This is a genomic window from Pseudarthrobacter sp. PvP090, from assembly GCF_040547365.1.
Lineage (GTDB): Bacteria > Actinomycetota > Actinomycetes > Actinomycetales > Micrococcaceae > Arthrobacter.
This window is the reverse complement of sequence record NZ_JBEPPO010000007.1, coordinates 12,221-26,155: the sequence shown is the minus strand read 5'-3', so window position 1 is coordinate 26,155 and position 13,935 is coordinate 12,221. Positions and strand designations below refer to the sequence as shown.

At 68.8% G+C, this 13,935-nt stretch carries 13 protein-coding genes; 4 read left to right on the top strand and 9 right to left on the bottom strand.

What is annotated here, in order from left to right; all coding sequences use genetic code 11:
* Positions 1 to 11: 11 nt before the first annotated feature.
* The 3 genes from ABIC21_RS09715 to ABIC21_RS09705 all read right to left on the bottom strand — a co-directional run bounded on the left by ABIC21_RS09715 (position 12) and on the right by ABIC21_RS09705 (position 3,418).
* On the bottom strand, positions 12 to 863 hold the full coding sequence (locus tag ABIC21_RS09715) for a transglutaminase family protein (RefSeq protein ID WP_354350196.1): 852 nt from the start codon (positions 861 to 863) through the stop codon (positions 12 to 14).
* Positions 860 to 1,786 (bottom strand): alpha-E domain-containing protein, encoded by a 927-nt coding sequence (locus ABIC21_RS09710; protein ID WP_354350195.1) that lies wholly within the window; start codon positions 1,784 to 1,786, stop codon positions 860 to 862. The genes ABIC21_RS09715 and ABIC21_RS09710 overlap by 4 nt, the downstream gene beginning before the upstream one ends.
* Before the next feature lie 75 nt (positions 1,787 to 1,861).
* Positions 1,862 to 3,418 (bottom strand): circularly permuted type 2 ATP-grasp protein, encoded by a 1,557-nt coding sequence (locus tag ABIC21_RS09705; RefSeq protein ID WP_354350194.1) that lies wholly within the window; start codon positions 3,416 to 3,418, stop codon positions 1,862 to 1,864.
* Positions 3,419 to 3,596: 178 nt separating this feature from the next.
* Here ABIC21_RS09705 and ABIC21_RS09700 point away from each other — a divergent pair, with 178 nt between their 5' ends.
* Positions 3,597 to 4,628, top strand: a complete 1,032-nt coding sequence (locus ABIC21_RS09700; protein WP_354350193.1) for a YeiH family protein — start codon at positions 3,597 to 3,599, stop codon at positions 4,626 to 4,628.
* A 4-nt stretch (positions 4,629 to 4,632) separates the two neighbouring features.
* Entirely contained in the window at positions 4,633 to 7,260 is a 2,628-nt protein-coding gene (gene pepN, locus ABIC21_RS09695; RefSeq protein WP_354350192.1) for an aminopeptidase N, read from the top strand.
* Between the two features lie 60 nt (positions 7,261 to 7,320).
* Here pepN and lplAB read toward each other — a convergent pair whose 3' ends face one another.
* From lplAB to ABIC21_RS09670, 5 genes are all read right to left on the bottom strand, one after another.
* Complete coding sequence (gene lplAB / locus ABIC21_RS09690) at positions 7,321 to 8,427, bottom strand: lipoate-protein ligase LplAB (protein WP_354350191.1); 1,107 nt, start codon at positions 8,425 to 8,427, stop codon at positions 7,321 to 7,323.
* Between the two features lie 109 nt (positions 8,428 to 8,536).
* Complete coding sequence (locus ABIC21_RS09685) at positions 8,537 to 8,794, bottom strand: type B 50S ribosomal protein L31 (RefSeq protein WP_011691973.1); 258 nt, start codon at positions 8,792 to 8,794, stop codon at positions 8,537 to 8,539.
* 161 nt (positions 8,795 to 8,955) lie between these two features.
* Positions 8,956 to 9,765: a TrmH family RNA methyltransferase gene (locus ABIC21_RS09680; RefSeq protein WP_354350190.1), complete on the bottom strand. Its 810-nt coding sequence runs from the start codon at positions 9,763 to 9,765 to the stop codon at positions 8,956 to 8,958.
* A 44-nt stretch (positions 9,766 to 9,809) separates the two neighbouring features.
* Positions 9,810 to 10,595: a sulfite exporter TauE/SafE family protein gene (locus ABIC21_RS09675; RefSeq protein ID WP_354350189.1), complete on the bottom strand. Its 786-nt coding sequence runs from the start codon at positions 10,593 to 10,595 to the stop codon at positions 9,810 to 9,812.
* A gap of 18 nt (positions 10,596 to 10,613) precedes the next feature.
* The gene (locus ABIC21_RS09670) at positions 10,614 to 11,399 is read right to left on the bottom strand and encodes an ABC transporter ATP-binding protein (RefSeq protein ID WP_354350188.1); all 786 of its coding nucleotides are present in this window, start codon (positions 11,397 to 11,399) and stop codon (positions 10,614 to 10,616) included.
* A 155-nt stretch (positions 11,400 to 11,554) separates the two neighbouring features.
* On the opposite strand from ABIC21_RS09670, the gene serB reads away from it, so the two are divergent.
* The gene (serB, locus tag ABIC21_RS09665) at positions 11,555 to 12,463 is read left to right on the top strand and encodes a phosphoserine phosphatase SerB (RefSeq protein WP_354350187.1); all 909 of its coding nucleotides are present in this window, start codon (positions 11,555 to 11,557) and stop codon (positions 12,461 to 12,463) included.
* Positions 12,464 to 12,554: 91 nt separating this feature from the next.
* On the opposite strand, the gene ABIC21_RS09660 is transcribed toward serB, so the two are convergent.
* A complete protein-coding gene (locus ABIC21_RS09660) occupies positions 12,555 to 13,307 on the bottom strand; it encodes an SDR family oxidoreductase (protein WP_354350186.1) in 753 nt (250 codons plus the stop codon).
* Positions 13,308 to 13,550: 243 nt separating this feature from the next.
* Between ABIC21_RS09660 and ABIC21_RS09655 the strand changes: the two genes are divergently transcribed.
* Positions 13,551 to 13,916, top strand: a complete 366-nt coding sequence (locus tag ABIC21_RS09655; protein WP_354350185.1) for a DUF5655 domain-containing protein — start codon at positions 13,551 to 13,553, stop codon at positions 13,914 to 13,916.
* The last annotated feature ends 19 nt before the right edge of the window (positions 13,917 to 13,935 follow it).

Genomic DNA, 13,935 nt, shown 5'->3' with positions numbered 1-13,935 from the left:
GGTGCGGGGATTCAGGCCAGGCGGGTGATCTCCACGCTCACGCTGAGGGCGGAGCCGCCGCCGCCGGACAGGATGCCCTTGAGCGGGGGCACATCGCGGTAGTCACGGCCCCGCGCCACAGTCACGTGGAAGTCGCCGGCCGGCTTGTGGTTGGTGGGGTCCCAGCTGCGCCATTCGCCGTCCCACCATTCCAGCCAGGCATGGGACTGCCCGGCGACCGTCTCGCCGAGTTCCGCCGTCGACCGCGGGTGCAGGTAGCCGGACACATAGCGGGCGGGGATGCCCCGGCTGCGCAGGGCGCCGATGGCCAGGTGCGCGAGGTCCTGGCAGACGCCCTGGCGCTGGTTCCAGGCCTCCTCGGCGTTCGTGGTGACGCCGGTGGAGCCCTTCATGTAGGTCATTTCGCCGCGCATCCACTCGAAGACCGCCATGGCGGCCTCGTGCGGATTGCGCCCGTCAACGACGCCGGGAATGATCCCGAGCACTTCGGCGCCCGGCCCGGTGAGCTGCGACTGCGGGATCCAGTCGCTGAACTTGTTGAGGGTCTCCGGGGCGTCGAGGACGTCCCAGCCGACGATGTCGGCCTCCGCCGGGATCCTTTCCGCGCGGTGCACCTCGACGGTGGTGGTGGACAGGACCTCGAGGTGCTCGTGCGGCATCTGCATGTCGAAGGCCGTGACGCGGGTGCCCCAGTAGTCGCGGTAGCTGCTCAGGGCGGCCTGGGACGGCGAGACCTTCAGCGAGGACTCCAGCACCACCTGCTGGGGATCCGTCAGCGGGGTCATGCGGGCCTCGTTGTAGGAGAGCGTGACGCGTTTGTTGTACTTGTACGCCGTCTTGTGGATGATGCTCAGCCGGGTCATGAAACTTCTCCCACCCAGGCCAGTTCGTCTGCCTGATTGAAGTACTTACGGGAAATGGCGTCCGAGGCCTGCGAGACGGCCTTCTGCACGCGCTCCATGTGCTCCGGCAGTTCCGACATGAGGTCATCGGTGCGGTGGAACTCGAGGAACGTGCGGGCCTGCCCCACGATCCGGCGCGCGTCGTTGATGAAGCCGACGCGCTGGGCCGAGGGGTCCAGCTTGGCCAGGCACTCGTCGGCGTCGCGCAGCGCATACACGATGGACCGCGGGAACAACCGGTCCAGCAGCAGGAACTCGGCCGCGTGCTGGTCGCCGAAGGCCGCGCGGCGGGTCCGCAGGAACGACTCGTACGCGCCCGCGCAGCGGAGCATGTTCACCCACGACATGCCCGCGGAGAGGACGTCCCGGGTGGAGAGCATCCGCGCGGTCATGTCGGCGCGTTCGAGCGAGCGGCCCAGCACGAGGAACTGCCAGCTCTCGTCGTGGCTCACCGTGGTGTCCGCGAGGCCGCTGACCATGGCCGTGCGTTCCAGCACCCAGTTGCAGAAACGGTAGGTGCCGACGACGTCCTTGCGGTGCTGGTTGAGCCCGTAGTAGGTGGTGTTCAGGCTCTCCCACAGCCCGGATGACACGGTTTCCCGGGCGCGCCGGGCGTTTTCCCGGGCCGCGCCCAGGGAACCGGCAATGGACGTGGCGCTCTGCTTGTCGTAGGCCAGCGCGTTCAGGAGTTCGGGGAGGCCGAACTCCTCGCTTTGCGCACGGGCGCCCATGACGGCGAGGAGTTCCTGCGCCACGCTGCGCTGTTCCTCCATCGGCAGGTGGTTGAGCCGCTCGAGGTGGACGTCGAGGATCCGGGCAGTGCCGTCAGCCCGTTCCACATAGCGGCCGATCCAAAACAGTGACTCGGCGATACGGCTAAGCATTCGCGGTTACCTCCAGCGCATCGGAAATCTGAAAAGAAGAATTCGGCGGAACGACGATCGACACGGCGCCGCGGCTCACTGCTGCTGCTCCTTCTGGCTGTCGCGCCAGTTGCTCTCGACCGGCCAGACCGAGACCCGTTCGCGGACCGTGATGGCCGGGCGGGGCAGGGTCTCCACCGGAACCTCCGGAGAGTCCGCCAGCACCCAGGTGTCCTTGGAACCGCCGCCCTGGCTGGAGTTGACGATCAGGGAGCCTTCCTTGAGCGCCACCCGGGTCAGCCCGCCGGGCAGGACCCAGACGTCGTCGCCGTCGTTGACTGCGAAGGGGCGCAGGTCCACGTGCCGCGGGCCGAACTTGTCGCCGCTGAGCGTGGGAACCGTGGACAGCTGCAGGACCGGCTGCGCGATCCAGCCGCGGGGGTCCGCGATGACGCGCTTGCGCAGCGCCTCCAGCTCCTCCTTGGTCGCGTCCGGGCCGATCACCAGGCCCTTGCCGCCGGACCCGTCCACGGGCTTGACCACGAGTTCGTCAAGACGGTCCAGGACCTCTTCCCGGGCTGCTTTTTCTTCCAGCCGGAACGTGTCCACGTTGGCGATCACGGGTTCTTCATTGAGGTAGTAGCGGATCAGGTCCGGGACGTAGCTGTAGACCAGCTTGTCATCGGCGACGCCGTTGCCCACGGCGTTGGCGATGGTGACGCCGCCGGCGCGGGCCGCGTTGACCAGGCCCGGGCAGCCGAGCATGGAATCGGCGCGGAACTGCAGCGGGTCCAGGAACTCGTCGTCGATGCGCTTGTAGATCACGTCCACGCGCTGCTCACCGGCGGTGGTGCGCATGTAGACGCGGTTGCCGCGGCAGATGAGGTCGCGTCCTTCGACGAGTTCCACACCCATCAGGCCGGCGAGCAGGGTGTGCTCGAAGTAGGCGCTGTTGAAGACGCCGGGGGTCAGGACCACCACGGTGGGGTCGTCGACGCCGGACGGTGCCGTCTTGCGGAGGGCGGACAGCAGCCGGCGGGGATACTCTTCGACCGGCCGGATGAGCTGCTGGCCAAAAGCCTCGGGCAGGCCCTTGGCCATCGCGCGGCGGTTCTCCAGGACGTAGCTGACACCGGAGGGGACGCGGACATTGTCCTCGAGGACCCGGAACGTCCCGGCGGCGTCGCGGACAACGTCGATGCCGGAGATATGGACGCGGACGCCGCCGGCGGGCTCGAAGCCGTGCACCTGGCGGTGGAAGTGGGCGCTCGTCGTGACGAGCTGGCGCGGGATGACGCCGTCGGCCACCACGGCCATCTTGTCGTAGACGTCGTTGAGGAATGCCTCGAGCGCGCGGACGCGCTGCGCCACGCCCTTCTCCAGCACGGTCCACTCGTCCGCCGGGATGACCCGGGGCACGATGTCGAGCGGGAAGGGCCGCTCCTCCCCCGCGAAGTCGAACGTGACACCGCGGTCCAGGAAGGTCCGGGCCATGGAATCGGCCCGGGCGGTGACGTCGGCCAGCGAAAGTTCCTGCAGGGCTCCGGCAACCTGCCCGTAGGACTGCCGGGGCTGTTGCTCGGGGGTAAACATCTCGTCGTAGGCGCCGGAGCGTTCGGCGGCCACCGAGTAATCCTGGAATAGGTCAGACATGTCACTAGACAATCACCTTTTTGTTGCGAAATCATTTCGGCGCCCGCTGGAGCGTGGCGCCGGGGCGCGGGAAACCGCCGGGTGTCGCGCCGTCCGCGTGCCGCCGGCCCGGGCGCTCCCGGCCGGCGGCCGCCGTGGCGTTTACGGCTTTTCCCGGCGCTTGCGTCAAGGTAGACACGTGCCACCGTTTACGCTCAAACCGCTGACCCGGGCCGACCCGTTGCCGGGCCTGCTGCCGGGCCTGCTGTCCGCCGCCGCCGCCGTCGTGCTGGCCCTCGCCGTCCACAGCATGGTCCCGGTGCTCCCGGCCATGACGCTGGCCGTGGCGTTCGGGCTCCTCGCCGCGAATTTCCCGGGGCTGTCCGGCTGGACCGCAGGCCAGGGCCGGCCGGGCCTGGATTTCGCCGGCAAGCACCTGATGCGCGCCGGGATCGTGGTCCTGGGCCTGAAGGTCAGCCTCGTCGATGTGCTTGGACTCGGCTGGGCCGCGCTGCTGCTGATCACGGGCGTGGTCCTGGCCGCGTTCGCCGGAACGTACGGCATCAGCCGGCTGTTCCGGCTGCCGCCACCGGTGTCGCTGCTGATCGCCACCGGCTTTTCCATCTGCGGGGCCTCGGCGATCGGGGCGATGGCAGCGGCACGCCGGATCCGGCAGCACGACACCGTGCTCCCGGTGGCCCTCGTGACCCTGTGCGGCACCCTCGCCATCGGTGTGCTGCCGCTGCTCATCGGGCCGCTGGGGCTCAGCCCCGCCGTCTTCGGCGCCTGGGCCGGGGCGTCGGTGCACGACGTCGGCCAGGTGGTGGCCACCGCGCAGACGGCCGGGGCGTCGGCGCTGGCCGTCGCCGTCGTCGTCAAACTCACCCGGGTGATCCTCCTGGCGCCCATGGTCGCCGCCGCCGGGCTGCACCACCGCAGCAGCGCCGACGCCGGCGACGGCTTGAAGCGGCCGCCCATCGTCCCGTTGTTCGTGCTCGGCTTCGTCGCCCTGGCGGCCCTGCGCACCACGGGCTGGCTCTCCCCCGGGGTCCTTGACGCCGCCGCGGTCCTCCAGGACGTGCTGCTGGGGATGGCGCTCTTCGGCCTCGGCTCGGCGGTGCGGGTGGGCGAGTTGCTGCACACCGGGGCCCGGGCCCTGCTGGCCGCGCTGGCGTCGTGGCTGCTGATCGCCGGGCTGGGGCTGGGCGCCGCGTTCCTCATGATTAGATAGCGGGGTGTCGAACCAGAACCTGCGCCGCGATGAAGCCGCAACCCGCTCCGCCCTGATCACCACCCACAGCTACGACGTCTCCCTGGACGTCCGGCAGGCTGCGGATCCGGACGTCGCCGGCTACACGAGCCGGAGCGTGATCACCTTCTCCGCGGGCAAGCCCGGGGCCTCGACGTTCCTGGACTTCATCGGCAGCGAGGTGCACAGCGTCTTCCTCAACGGCAAGGGACTGGCGGTCGCCGACGTCGTGGACGGCTCCCGGATCCGGCTCGACAACCTCCAGGCGGAGAACCAGGTCACCGTCACCGGCACCGCGCTGTACAGCACCTCCGGCGAGGGCATGCACCGCTTCTTCGACCCGGCCGACGGCCAGTGCTACCTCTACACCCAGTACGAGCCCGCCGACGCCCGCCGGGTCTTCGCCAACTTCGAACAGCCTGACCTCAAGGCGGAATTCACCTTCCACGTCATGGCACCCTCCGCCTGGCAGGTGTCCTCGAACGGCATCGAAACGCAGCGCACGCTCCTCACCAGCGATCCGGACACGAGCCGCTGGGACTTCGCCCCCACCAAGGCGATGTCCACGTACATCACGACGGTGCTGGCCGGCCCGTACTTCAAGGCCGAGGACTCCTGGAGCAGGACGCTCGACAACGGCACCAGCCTGGAGGTGCCGCTGGCACTCTACTGCCGCGCCTCGATGGCGCCGTCGTTCGACCCCGAGGCCCTCTTCGCCCTCACCAGGAACGGCCTGGACTTCTTCAACGAGCTCTTCGACTTCCCGTACCCGTGGGGGAAATACGACCAGGCCTTCGTCCCCGAATACAACCTCGGCGCCATGGAGAACCCCGGCCTGGTGACCTTCACGGAAAGCTACGTCTTCACCTCCCGGGCCGCCGATTCGCAGTACCAGGCGCGCGCCAACACCCTTCTGCACGAGATGGCGCACATGTGGTTCGGCGATCTCGTCACGATGCAGTGGTGGGACGACCTGTGGCTTAAGGAGTCCTTCGCGGACTACATGGGCACCCTCGGCGTGGACCGCACCACGGACTGGGCCACGGCCTGGGTGAATTTCGCGAACAACCGCAAGGCCTGGGCCTACGTGCAGGACCAGCTGCCGACCACGCACCCGATCGTCGCGGATATCCCCGACCTCGAGGCTGCCAAACAGAACTTCGACGGCATCACCTACGCCAAGGGCGCCTCGGTCCTCAAGCAGCTGGTGGCCTACGTGGGCTTCGAGGCCTTCGTGGCCGGCTCGCGCCAGTACTTCAAGGACCACGCCTACTCCAACACCACCCTGGCGGACCTGCTGGCCGCGCTCAGCGCCGCCTCCGGCCGGGACCTCGCGGACTGGGCCGGCCAGTGGTTGCAGACTTCCGGGATCTCCACCCTCACCAGCGAGATCGAGGAGCACGGCGGCGTCCTCGGCACGGTCACCATCATCCAGGACGCCGTGGACCCGACGACGGGCCGGCAGGAGCCGCGGCCGCACCGGCTGCGGATCGGCCTCTACGGGATGGACGACGACGGCGCCCTGGTCCGCACCGACAGCATCGAGACCGACGTCAGCGGGGCCCGGACCGAGGTGACGGCCCTGTCCGGGAAAGCCCGGCCGGCCCTGCTGCTGGTCAACGACGAGGACCTCAGCTACGCCAAGGTCCGGCTGGACCCGCGCTCCGAAGCCACCGTACGGGCCTCCCTGGGCGCGCTCAGCGATCCGATGGCCCGGGCCCTGTGCTGGACCGCCCTCTGGGACTCGGCCCGTGACGCCGTCACGCCGTCGTCCCTCTACGTCGACGCCGTCACGCGCTTCGGGCCCGCGGAAACCGGCATCGGCGTGCTGCTCAACGTCCTGGGCAACGCGGCCACCGCGATCGAGCGCTACGTCCCCGTGGGCGCGCGGGCCGCTGTCCGCCACGGTTTCCTGTCCCTCGCGGCAGACGAGTTCCAGCGGGCCGCGCCGGGTTCGGACCACCAGTTGGCGTGGGCGCGCACGGTCGCCGCCGCCAGCCGCTTCGACGGCAGCCGGCTGGACCTGCTCCGCGGCGTCCTGTCCGGCAGCACGGTCATTGAGGGCCTGGCCGTGGATGCGGAGCTGCGCTGGAACTTCTGGCACGCGCTGGCCGCCAACGGGCAGGCCACCGTGGCGCAACTCGACGAGGAGCTGGCCCGGGACAACACCGCCGCCGGCCGATCCGGACACGCCACCGCCCTCGCGGCCCGCCCCGAGGCCGCCGTCAAGGAGGCAGCCTGGGCGGCGGCGGTGCACGGCACCTCGCTCTCCAACCAGCTGCTCAGCGCGACCATCGCCGGGTTCAACACCGGCCCGGCACCGCTGCTGATTGGATTCATGGACCGGTACTTCGAGTGCCTGGAAGACGTATGGGCCGGCCGCAGCATCGAAATCGCCAGCGGGATTGTCCGCGGGCTCTACCCGTCCGGCCAGGACCTGGACGGCGGCACTGCGGACACGCACGCGGTCATCGCCCGGACGGACAGCTGGCTGGCCGAACACCCGGACGCCCCGCGGGCGCTGCGCCGGATCATCACCGAACAGCGCAGCCACCTGCACCGTTCCCTCACGGCGCAGGCCCTGACCGCGAACGCACTAACGGCTGCTCCGTAACCGCCCTTTTGGGGGCTCAAAACGGCAGTTACGGAGCAATCGACGGGATTTATGGGGCTCTTAGGGGACGCGGTGCAGCCACTCCGGAGTGCCGAATTTGGCGTCGACCCGGTGCTGCGCTGCGGCGAGCTCGGCGTCGGTGAGCTCCGAGGGTGTCGCGGCGTACCGTTCAGCGAAGACCTCCATCATGGCCGCGACGATCTCGGTGCGGGCCAGGCCGGTCTGGCGCCGGAGCGGGTCCACGCGCTTTTTGGCGCTCCGGGTGCCCTTGTCGGAGAGCTTCTCCTTGCCGATCCGCAGGACCTCGACCATCTTGTCCGCGTCGATGTCATAGCTCATGGTGACGTGGTGCAGCATGCCGCCGTTGGCGAGCCGTTTCTGCGCGGCGCCGCCGATCTTGCCGTGCTCGGTGGCGATGTCATTGAGGGGCACATAGAAGGCGCTGATCCCCATCTTTTCGAGGGCTGCCATCACCCACGCGTCCAGGAAGCCGTAGGAGTCGGCGAAGCTGATGCCGTCCACCAGGGTCTGCGGCAGGTACAGCGAGTACGTGATGCAGTTGCCGGCCTCCATGAACATCGCTCCCCCGCCGCTGATCCGGCGGACCACGCTGACGCCGTGGCGTTCGACGCCGGCGGGGTCCAGTTCGTTGCGGACAGACTGGAAGCTGCCGATCACCACGGACGGTTCCTCCCAGTCCCAGAAGCGCAGCGTCGGGTTGCGGCGCCCGGCGCCGACCTCTTCGGCCAGGACCTCGTCCAGCGCGACGTTAACGTGGGTGGGCAGCACGGACGGCGCGATGATGTTCCAGTGGTGGTCCGCCCAGCCGGTGGCCTTCGCGAGGGCACGGCGGACGGTGACGGCCACGGCGTCGGCGGAAAAGCCGAAGAGCACGGCTTCTGCCGGCAGTGCCGCTGTTACCGCGGCGGAGATGTCCGCCGCCGCGGCATCCGCCGGGAGGCCGGTGAGCGCCCCGTTGATCTCCAGCAGCGCCTCGTCCGGCTCCAGGAAGAAGTCACCGCTGAGCGAGACGTTGGCGAGGGCGCCGTCGACGACGTCGAAATCGGCCACGACGAGCTTGCCGCCGGGAACCTTGTACTCCCCGTGGCGGCCGGGGCCGCCGTCGTCAGTACTGCCGGAACCGGGGACCGGGTGTTGGGTTGTCATGGCGTTAATCCTGCCACGTCGCGGCCTTCTGCAGGCACGATGGTGACGGACGCAAAAAGCCCGCACCGTCACCGGTGCGGGCTTTTTCAAAAGACCTTGGGGGAAGAAGTTACTTCTTGCCGCCGAAGCCCTTGAAGCGAGCGTTGAAGCGCTCGACGCGGCCTGCAGAGTCCATGATGCGCTGCTTGCCCGTGTAGAACGGGTGGGACTCGGAGGAGATTTCGACGTCGATAACCGGGTAGGTGTTTCCGTCTTCCCACTCGATGGTCTTCTTGGAAGATACGGTGGACTTGGTCAGGAACTTGACGCCGGAAGCCAGGTCGTTGAAAACAACAGCTTCGTACTTCGGGTGGGTATTGGACTTCATAATTGGACCTTTGTTCGCACAACTGGATTTTGCCAGTTGCCAGGTATGAATGGGATGGCCGGCGGAATGCACCGGACGGCCAGCTATCCATCATAGCGGAAAGTCGGCGCCGTCGCCGCCTGACCAGCGGCGCTGTCCCGTGCAGCGAATAGTGCAGCGGTTCAGTCCCGGGGGCGCAGCTCCCAGAAGGCGACGGCGGACGCCGCCGCGACGTTGAGCGAGTCAACGCCTGCGCGCATGGGGATCTTCACGGCGAGGTCGACGGCGGCGAGGGTGTCCGCGCTCATCCCGGCACCCTCGGTGCCCAGCACCAGGGCGAGTTTCTCCGGCCGGCGCGCGGCCAGCGCGTCGAGGTCCACGGCGTCGTCCGTGAGCTCCATGGCGGCCACGGTGAAGCCCTGGCCGCGGAGCACTTGCAGGTCCCCCGGCCAGTCCCCCAGCCGGGCCCAGGGCACCTGGAACACAGTACCCATGCTGACCCGGACGCTGCGGCGGTACAGCGGGTCCCCGCAGCGCGGCGAGACGAGGACGGCGTCGATGCCCAGGGCCGCGGCGGAGCGGAAGATCGCGCCGACGTTGGTGTGGTCCACGATGTCCTCCAGCACGGCGACCCTGCGGGCCCCGGCGAGAAGCTCGGGCAGCGGCACGGGCTCCGGGCGCTGCATGGCCGCCATCGCGCCGCGGTGCAGGTGAAAGCCGGTGATCTCCTCGAGGAGGGCGGCGGAACCGATGTAGACAGGGACGTCCGGGTACTGCGCGAAGATGTCCGCGAGGTCCTCGAGCCATTTCTCGGCGAGGAAAAAGGAGCGGGGCCTGTGTCCCGCTGCGAGGGCCCGCCGGAGCACCCGTGAGGACTCGGCGATGTACATGCCCTCGGCGGGTTCCCGGAGCTTGCGCAGGTGCACGTCCGTCAGCTGCGTGTAGTCGGAGACCCGGGGGTCATCGGCGGATTCAAGGCGGTGGAAGGTCACAGTCGGGTCATTTCAGCGGGAGATTGCGCGGTCACGGGGTCGGGTCACTTGAACAGGTTGGCGATCATGAACCCCAGCGCGACGAGGCCCAGGACGAAGATGACACCGCGCAGCACCACCGGGGACAGCCTGCGGCCCACCTTGGAGCCGATCACGCCGCCGATCAGTGAGCTCACGGCGATCAGCCCGACGACGGCCCAGTCGATCCGGCCGAAGGCGAACAGCAGATAGGAGGCCGCAGCCACAACGTTGACGGCCAGGACCAGGATGTTCTTCATGGCGTTGGCGTTCTGGATGGTCCCGGTCATGAAGATGCCCAGGATGCCGACCAGCAGGATGCCCTGCGCCGCAACGAAGTAGCCGCCGTACACGCCTGCGAGGTACACGAGGACCACGAGGATGATGCCGTGGCGGCGGTCCCGGATGGCGTGTTCGGGGTTTTGCTCGCGGTCCCGGACCCACTGCTGCAGCCGGGGCTGGAAGGCCACCATCAACAGCGCGAGCACAATCAGGACGGGCGCGGCGTAATGGAAGACCTTCTCGGGCAGGTGCAGCAGCAGGTAGGCGCCGGAGACGCCGCCCAGCAGCGAGGCGGGCAGCAGCCTGAGGAGCTGCTTCCCGCGTCCCTTCAGTTCCTTGCGGTAGCCCCAGGCGCCGGCGGCGTTTCCTGCCACCAGGCCCATCGCGTTGCTGATGGACGCCGTGACCGGCGCGTAGCCGAGGGCGATCAGCACCGGGAAGGTCACCAGGGTGCCGGAACCGACCACACTGTTGATGGTGCCGGCCCAGAGCCCGGCGAAGAAAATGAAGACACTATTGAGGAACTCCACGCGCGGTCAGCGGCCCGGTCAGCGGCGCGCGGTGGCCGTGTACCGGCCGGCGGTGACGCTGACATCCAGGGGAAGCCCGAAAGTCTGGCTCAAGTTCCCGGCCGTGAGGACGCCCTCGATCGGGCCCTGGGCCACCACACCGCCGTCGCGCAGCAGCATGGCGTGGGTGAAGCCCGGCGGGACCTCTTCGAGGTGGTGCGTGACCAGGACGATGGCCGGGGAGGCGTCGTCGCGGGCGAGTTCACTGAGCCGGTGCACGAGGTCCTCGCGGCCGGCCAGGTCGAGTCCGGCAGCGGGTTCGTCGAGGAGCAGGAGCTCGGGATCCGTCATCAAGGCCCGGGCGATCTGGACGCGCTTGCGCTCCCCCTCGGACAGCGAGGCGAACGGCCGGTTGAGCAGCGGCCCCATGCCCCACTCGTTGAGCAGGGCGAAGGCGCGGCGTTCGTCGTCCTTCTCGTAGCCCTCGCGCCACCGTCCGGTGACACCGTAGGCGGCAGTCACGACGACGTTGAGGACCTTCTCGTGCTCGGGGATCTGGTTGGCCAGCGCAGCCGAGGACAGGCCGATCCGGGGCCGGAGTTCAAAGACGTCGACGGCGCCAAGGATCTCCTCCAGGATGCCCGCCATGCCGCTGGTGGGGTGGATCCGCGCGGCCGCGAGCTGAAGCAGAGTGGTCTTGCCGGCGCCGTTGGGGCCCAGAATCACCCAACGCTCGCCTTCCTTGACCTGCCAGTCGACCTTGTCCAGCAGGGTCTTTGCCCCACGTACAACGCTGACGGCGGCCATTTCAAGAACATCACTCATAGGAGTAGACACTAGGACAAAACAGCGGACGACTGATAACCGGTACGCCGGGACGGCGTCGGGCCCGCGCAGCGTGCCGGCCGCCCGGCTGCCGCGGCGTCACCGGAGCGCCACGGATTCGGGTCTGCAATGGCCTGATCGCTAGGATTGCAGCCATGAACCTGTTCGTGACTGCCGTGAGCTATGCCCCGAAACTGACCCTTCCGGAGGTGCAGCGGCTCCGGTCGCTGCTCACGGCCGCGGGGGTGACGCTGGACGCGGAAACCCGCACCGGAGACGACCGCTTCGAGGTCTACGCGGCGGACGGGAGCATTGAGCTGGCCGCCGGCCCGGACCACGGCGTCACGGCGCTGGCGGAACTGCGCCGCGCAGCGGCAGAGAACGGCCCCGCGGGTGTGGACACGGCGATCGTCCCCGCCGCCCTCCGGAACGCGCAGCGGAAATTCCTCATCATGGACGTGGATTCCACCCTGATCCAGCAGGAAGTGATTGAACTCCTGGCCGCCTACGCCGGCAAACGCGAGGAGGTCACGGCGGTCACCGAGGCCGCCATGCGCGGCGAACTCGACTTCGCCCAGAGCCTGCACGCGCGGGTGGCGGTGCTCGCCGGCCTGCCCGCCGACGTCGTCGATGCCGTCCGCGCCGAAGTGAAACTGAGCCTCGGTGCGGCGGAGCTCGTGGCCGCCTTCCACGCCGCCGGGCATGTGGTGGCGGTGGTCTCCGGCGGGTTCAACCAGATCCTGCAGCCGATCGCGGAGGGCCTGGGGCTGGATTACTGGGTTGCCAACGAACTTGAAATCGTCGACGGCGCGCTGACCGGAAAGGTCATCGGTGAGGTGATCGACCGGGCGGCCAAGGAGAAGTACCTGCGTGAATGGGCTGCCACCGAAGGCATCCCGATGGAGCACACGATTGCCGTGGGCGACGGTGCCAACGACCTGGACATGCTGGGCGCCGCGGGGATCGGCGTGGCGTTTAACGCCAAACCCGCCGTCCGTGCGGTCGCGGATGCCGCCGTGAACCTGCCCTACCTCAACGCCGTGCGGCACATCGCCGGCGTCTGAGACTTTTCCTGCCGGACCCAGCAGCGAAGGCCGGGGCGGTTGCCCCGGCCTTCGCTGCGTTCTTACCGGCTCCCGCGGGTGGCGCGGATACTTAGTTGCTGCTCTTGTCGAAGTAGTCGGATCCGCCGACGTACTCGGTGTGGCCGGACTCGACGTCGGCGGTGACCATCTTGGCGACCTCGGCGGCGAACTCCGTGACCGAATACAGCTTCCCGGCCTCGGCGCGGCGGGCCTCGATGGCGCCCGGGTTGGAGCGGTCCAGCAGGGTGGCCGTGACGGTGCCCTCGATCATGTCGCCGGAGACGACGACGAGGGAGATGCCCTTCTCGGCCAGGTTCGGGACGAGTTCGCGCAGCGCGTCCTCGCCGGCGCGCTTGCTGCGTGCCACGGGCTCGTAGTTCTCCATGGTGGGCACGGTGTTGATGAAGTGGGCCTGGTGGCTCGTCACGAACACCACCCGGGACCCCTCGGGCATCAGCGGCACGGCAGCGTTGAGCATGTTCACCTGCGCGTCACGGTTGAGCTTGAGCGCGTAGCCCTCCTCCATGCCGGATTCCATCCCGCCCGAGGCGTTGAGGACCAGGACGTCCAGCGAGCCGAAGTTCTCCATCGCGGCGCTGGCCAGGGCCTGGACGCCTTCCTGGGTGGTGAGGTCGGCGCCGACGGCGGCGGCACGGCCACCGGCAGCCTCGATCTCCGCCACAACCTTGTTGGCGCGGGGCGCCTTCTGGCGGTAGTTCACGACGACGGCGGCACCCTCGGCGGCGAGGATCTTGGCGACTTCAGCGCCGATGCCCCGCGACGAACCGGTCACGATTGCGGTCTTGTTGTCCAGCAGTCCCATATGAGCTCCTTTGTTCCAAACATCCAAAAACGGTGGGTCTGCAGTCCATCATGCCAGCGGTGCAGGCGTTTTCCGTTGTCCGGGTTCCACAAAGAAGCCGCAGCAGGCTAGTTTCGGCCCGGCCCGCGGGCGTACGATCGCGGGCATGGAACGTCCGCGCGGGAGCGCCGGAGGGCAGGACACAGGAGGCTGGTCACAGGGCTGGACATCAGGCTGGACACAGGGGGCCCGGTGCCGCGGGGCGTGAGTGAGGAGTCCACACCGGAGCAGGTCTTCAGCGGCTCCCCGCGGGGTCTGGAGCTGTTCCACGCCGTGGAGAGGTTGCTGGCGGCGCCCACCCCGCCGGCGGTCCTGGCAACGAAAAGCCAGGTGGCCTTCCGGGAGAAGCGCGGCTTTGCGTACGTCTGGTGGCCGGGGCGCAACGTTAATTCCGGGGTCCCTGCCGTGCTGTCGATCGCGCTCCCCCGGCGCATTGACTCCGCCAGGTTCAAGGAGATCGTGAACCCGGCGCCCGGGGTGTGGATGCATCACCTGGAGCTGCAGAACGAACAGGAGCTCGACGCCGAGGTCGCGGGCTGGCTGCACGAGGCCCGTGCGGCGGCGGGCTGAGGCCCGGGACAGACTGCCG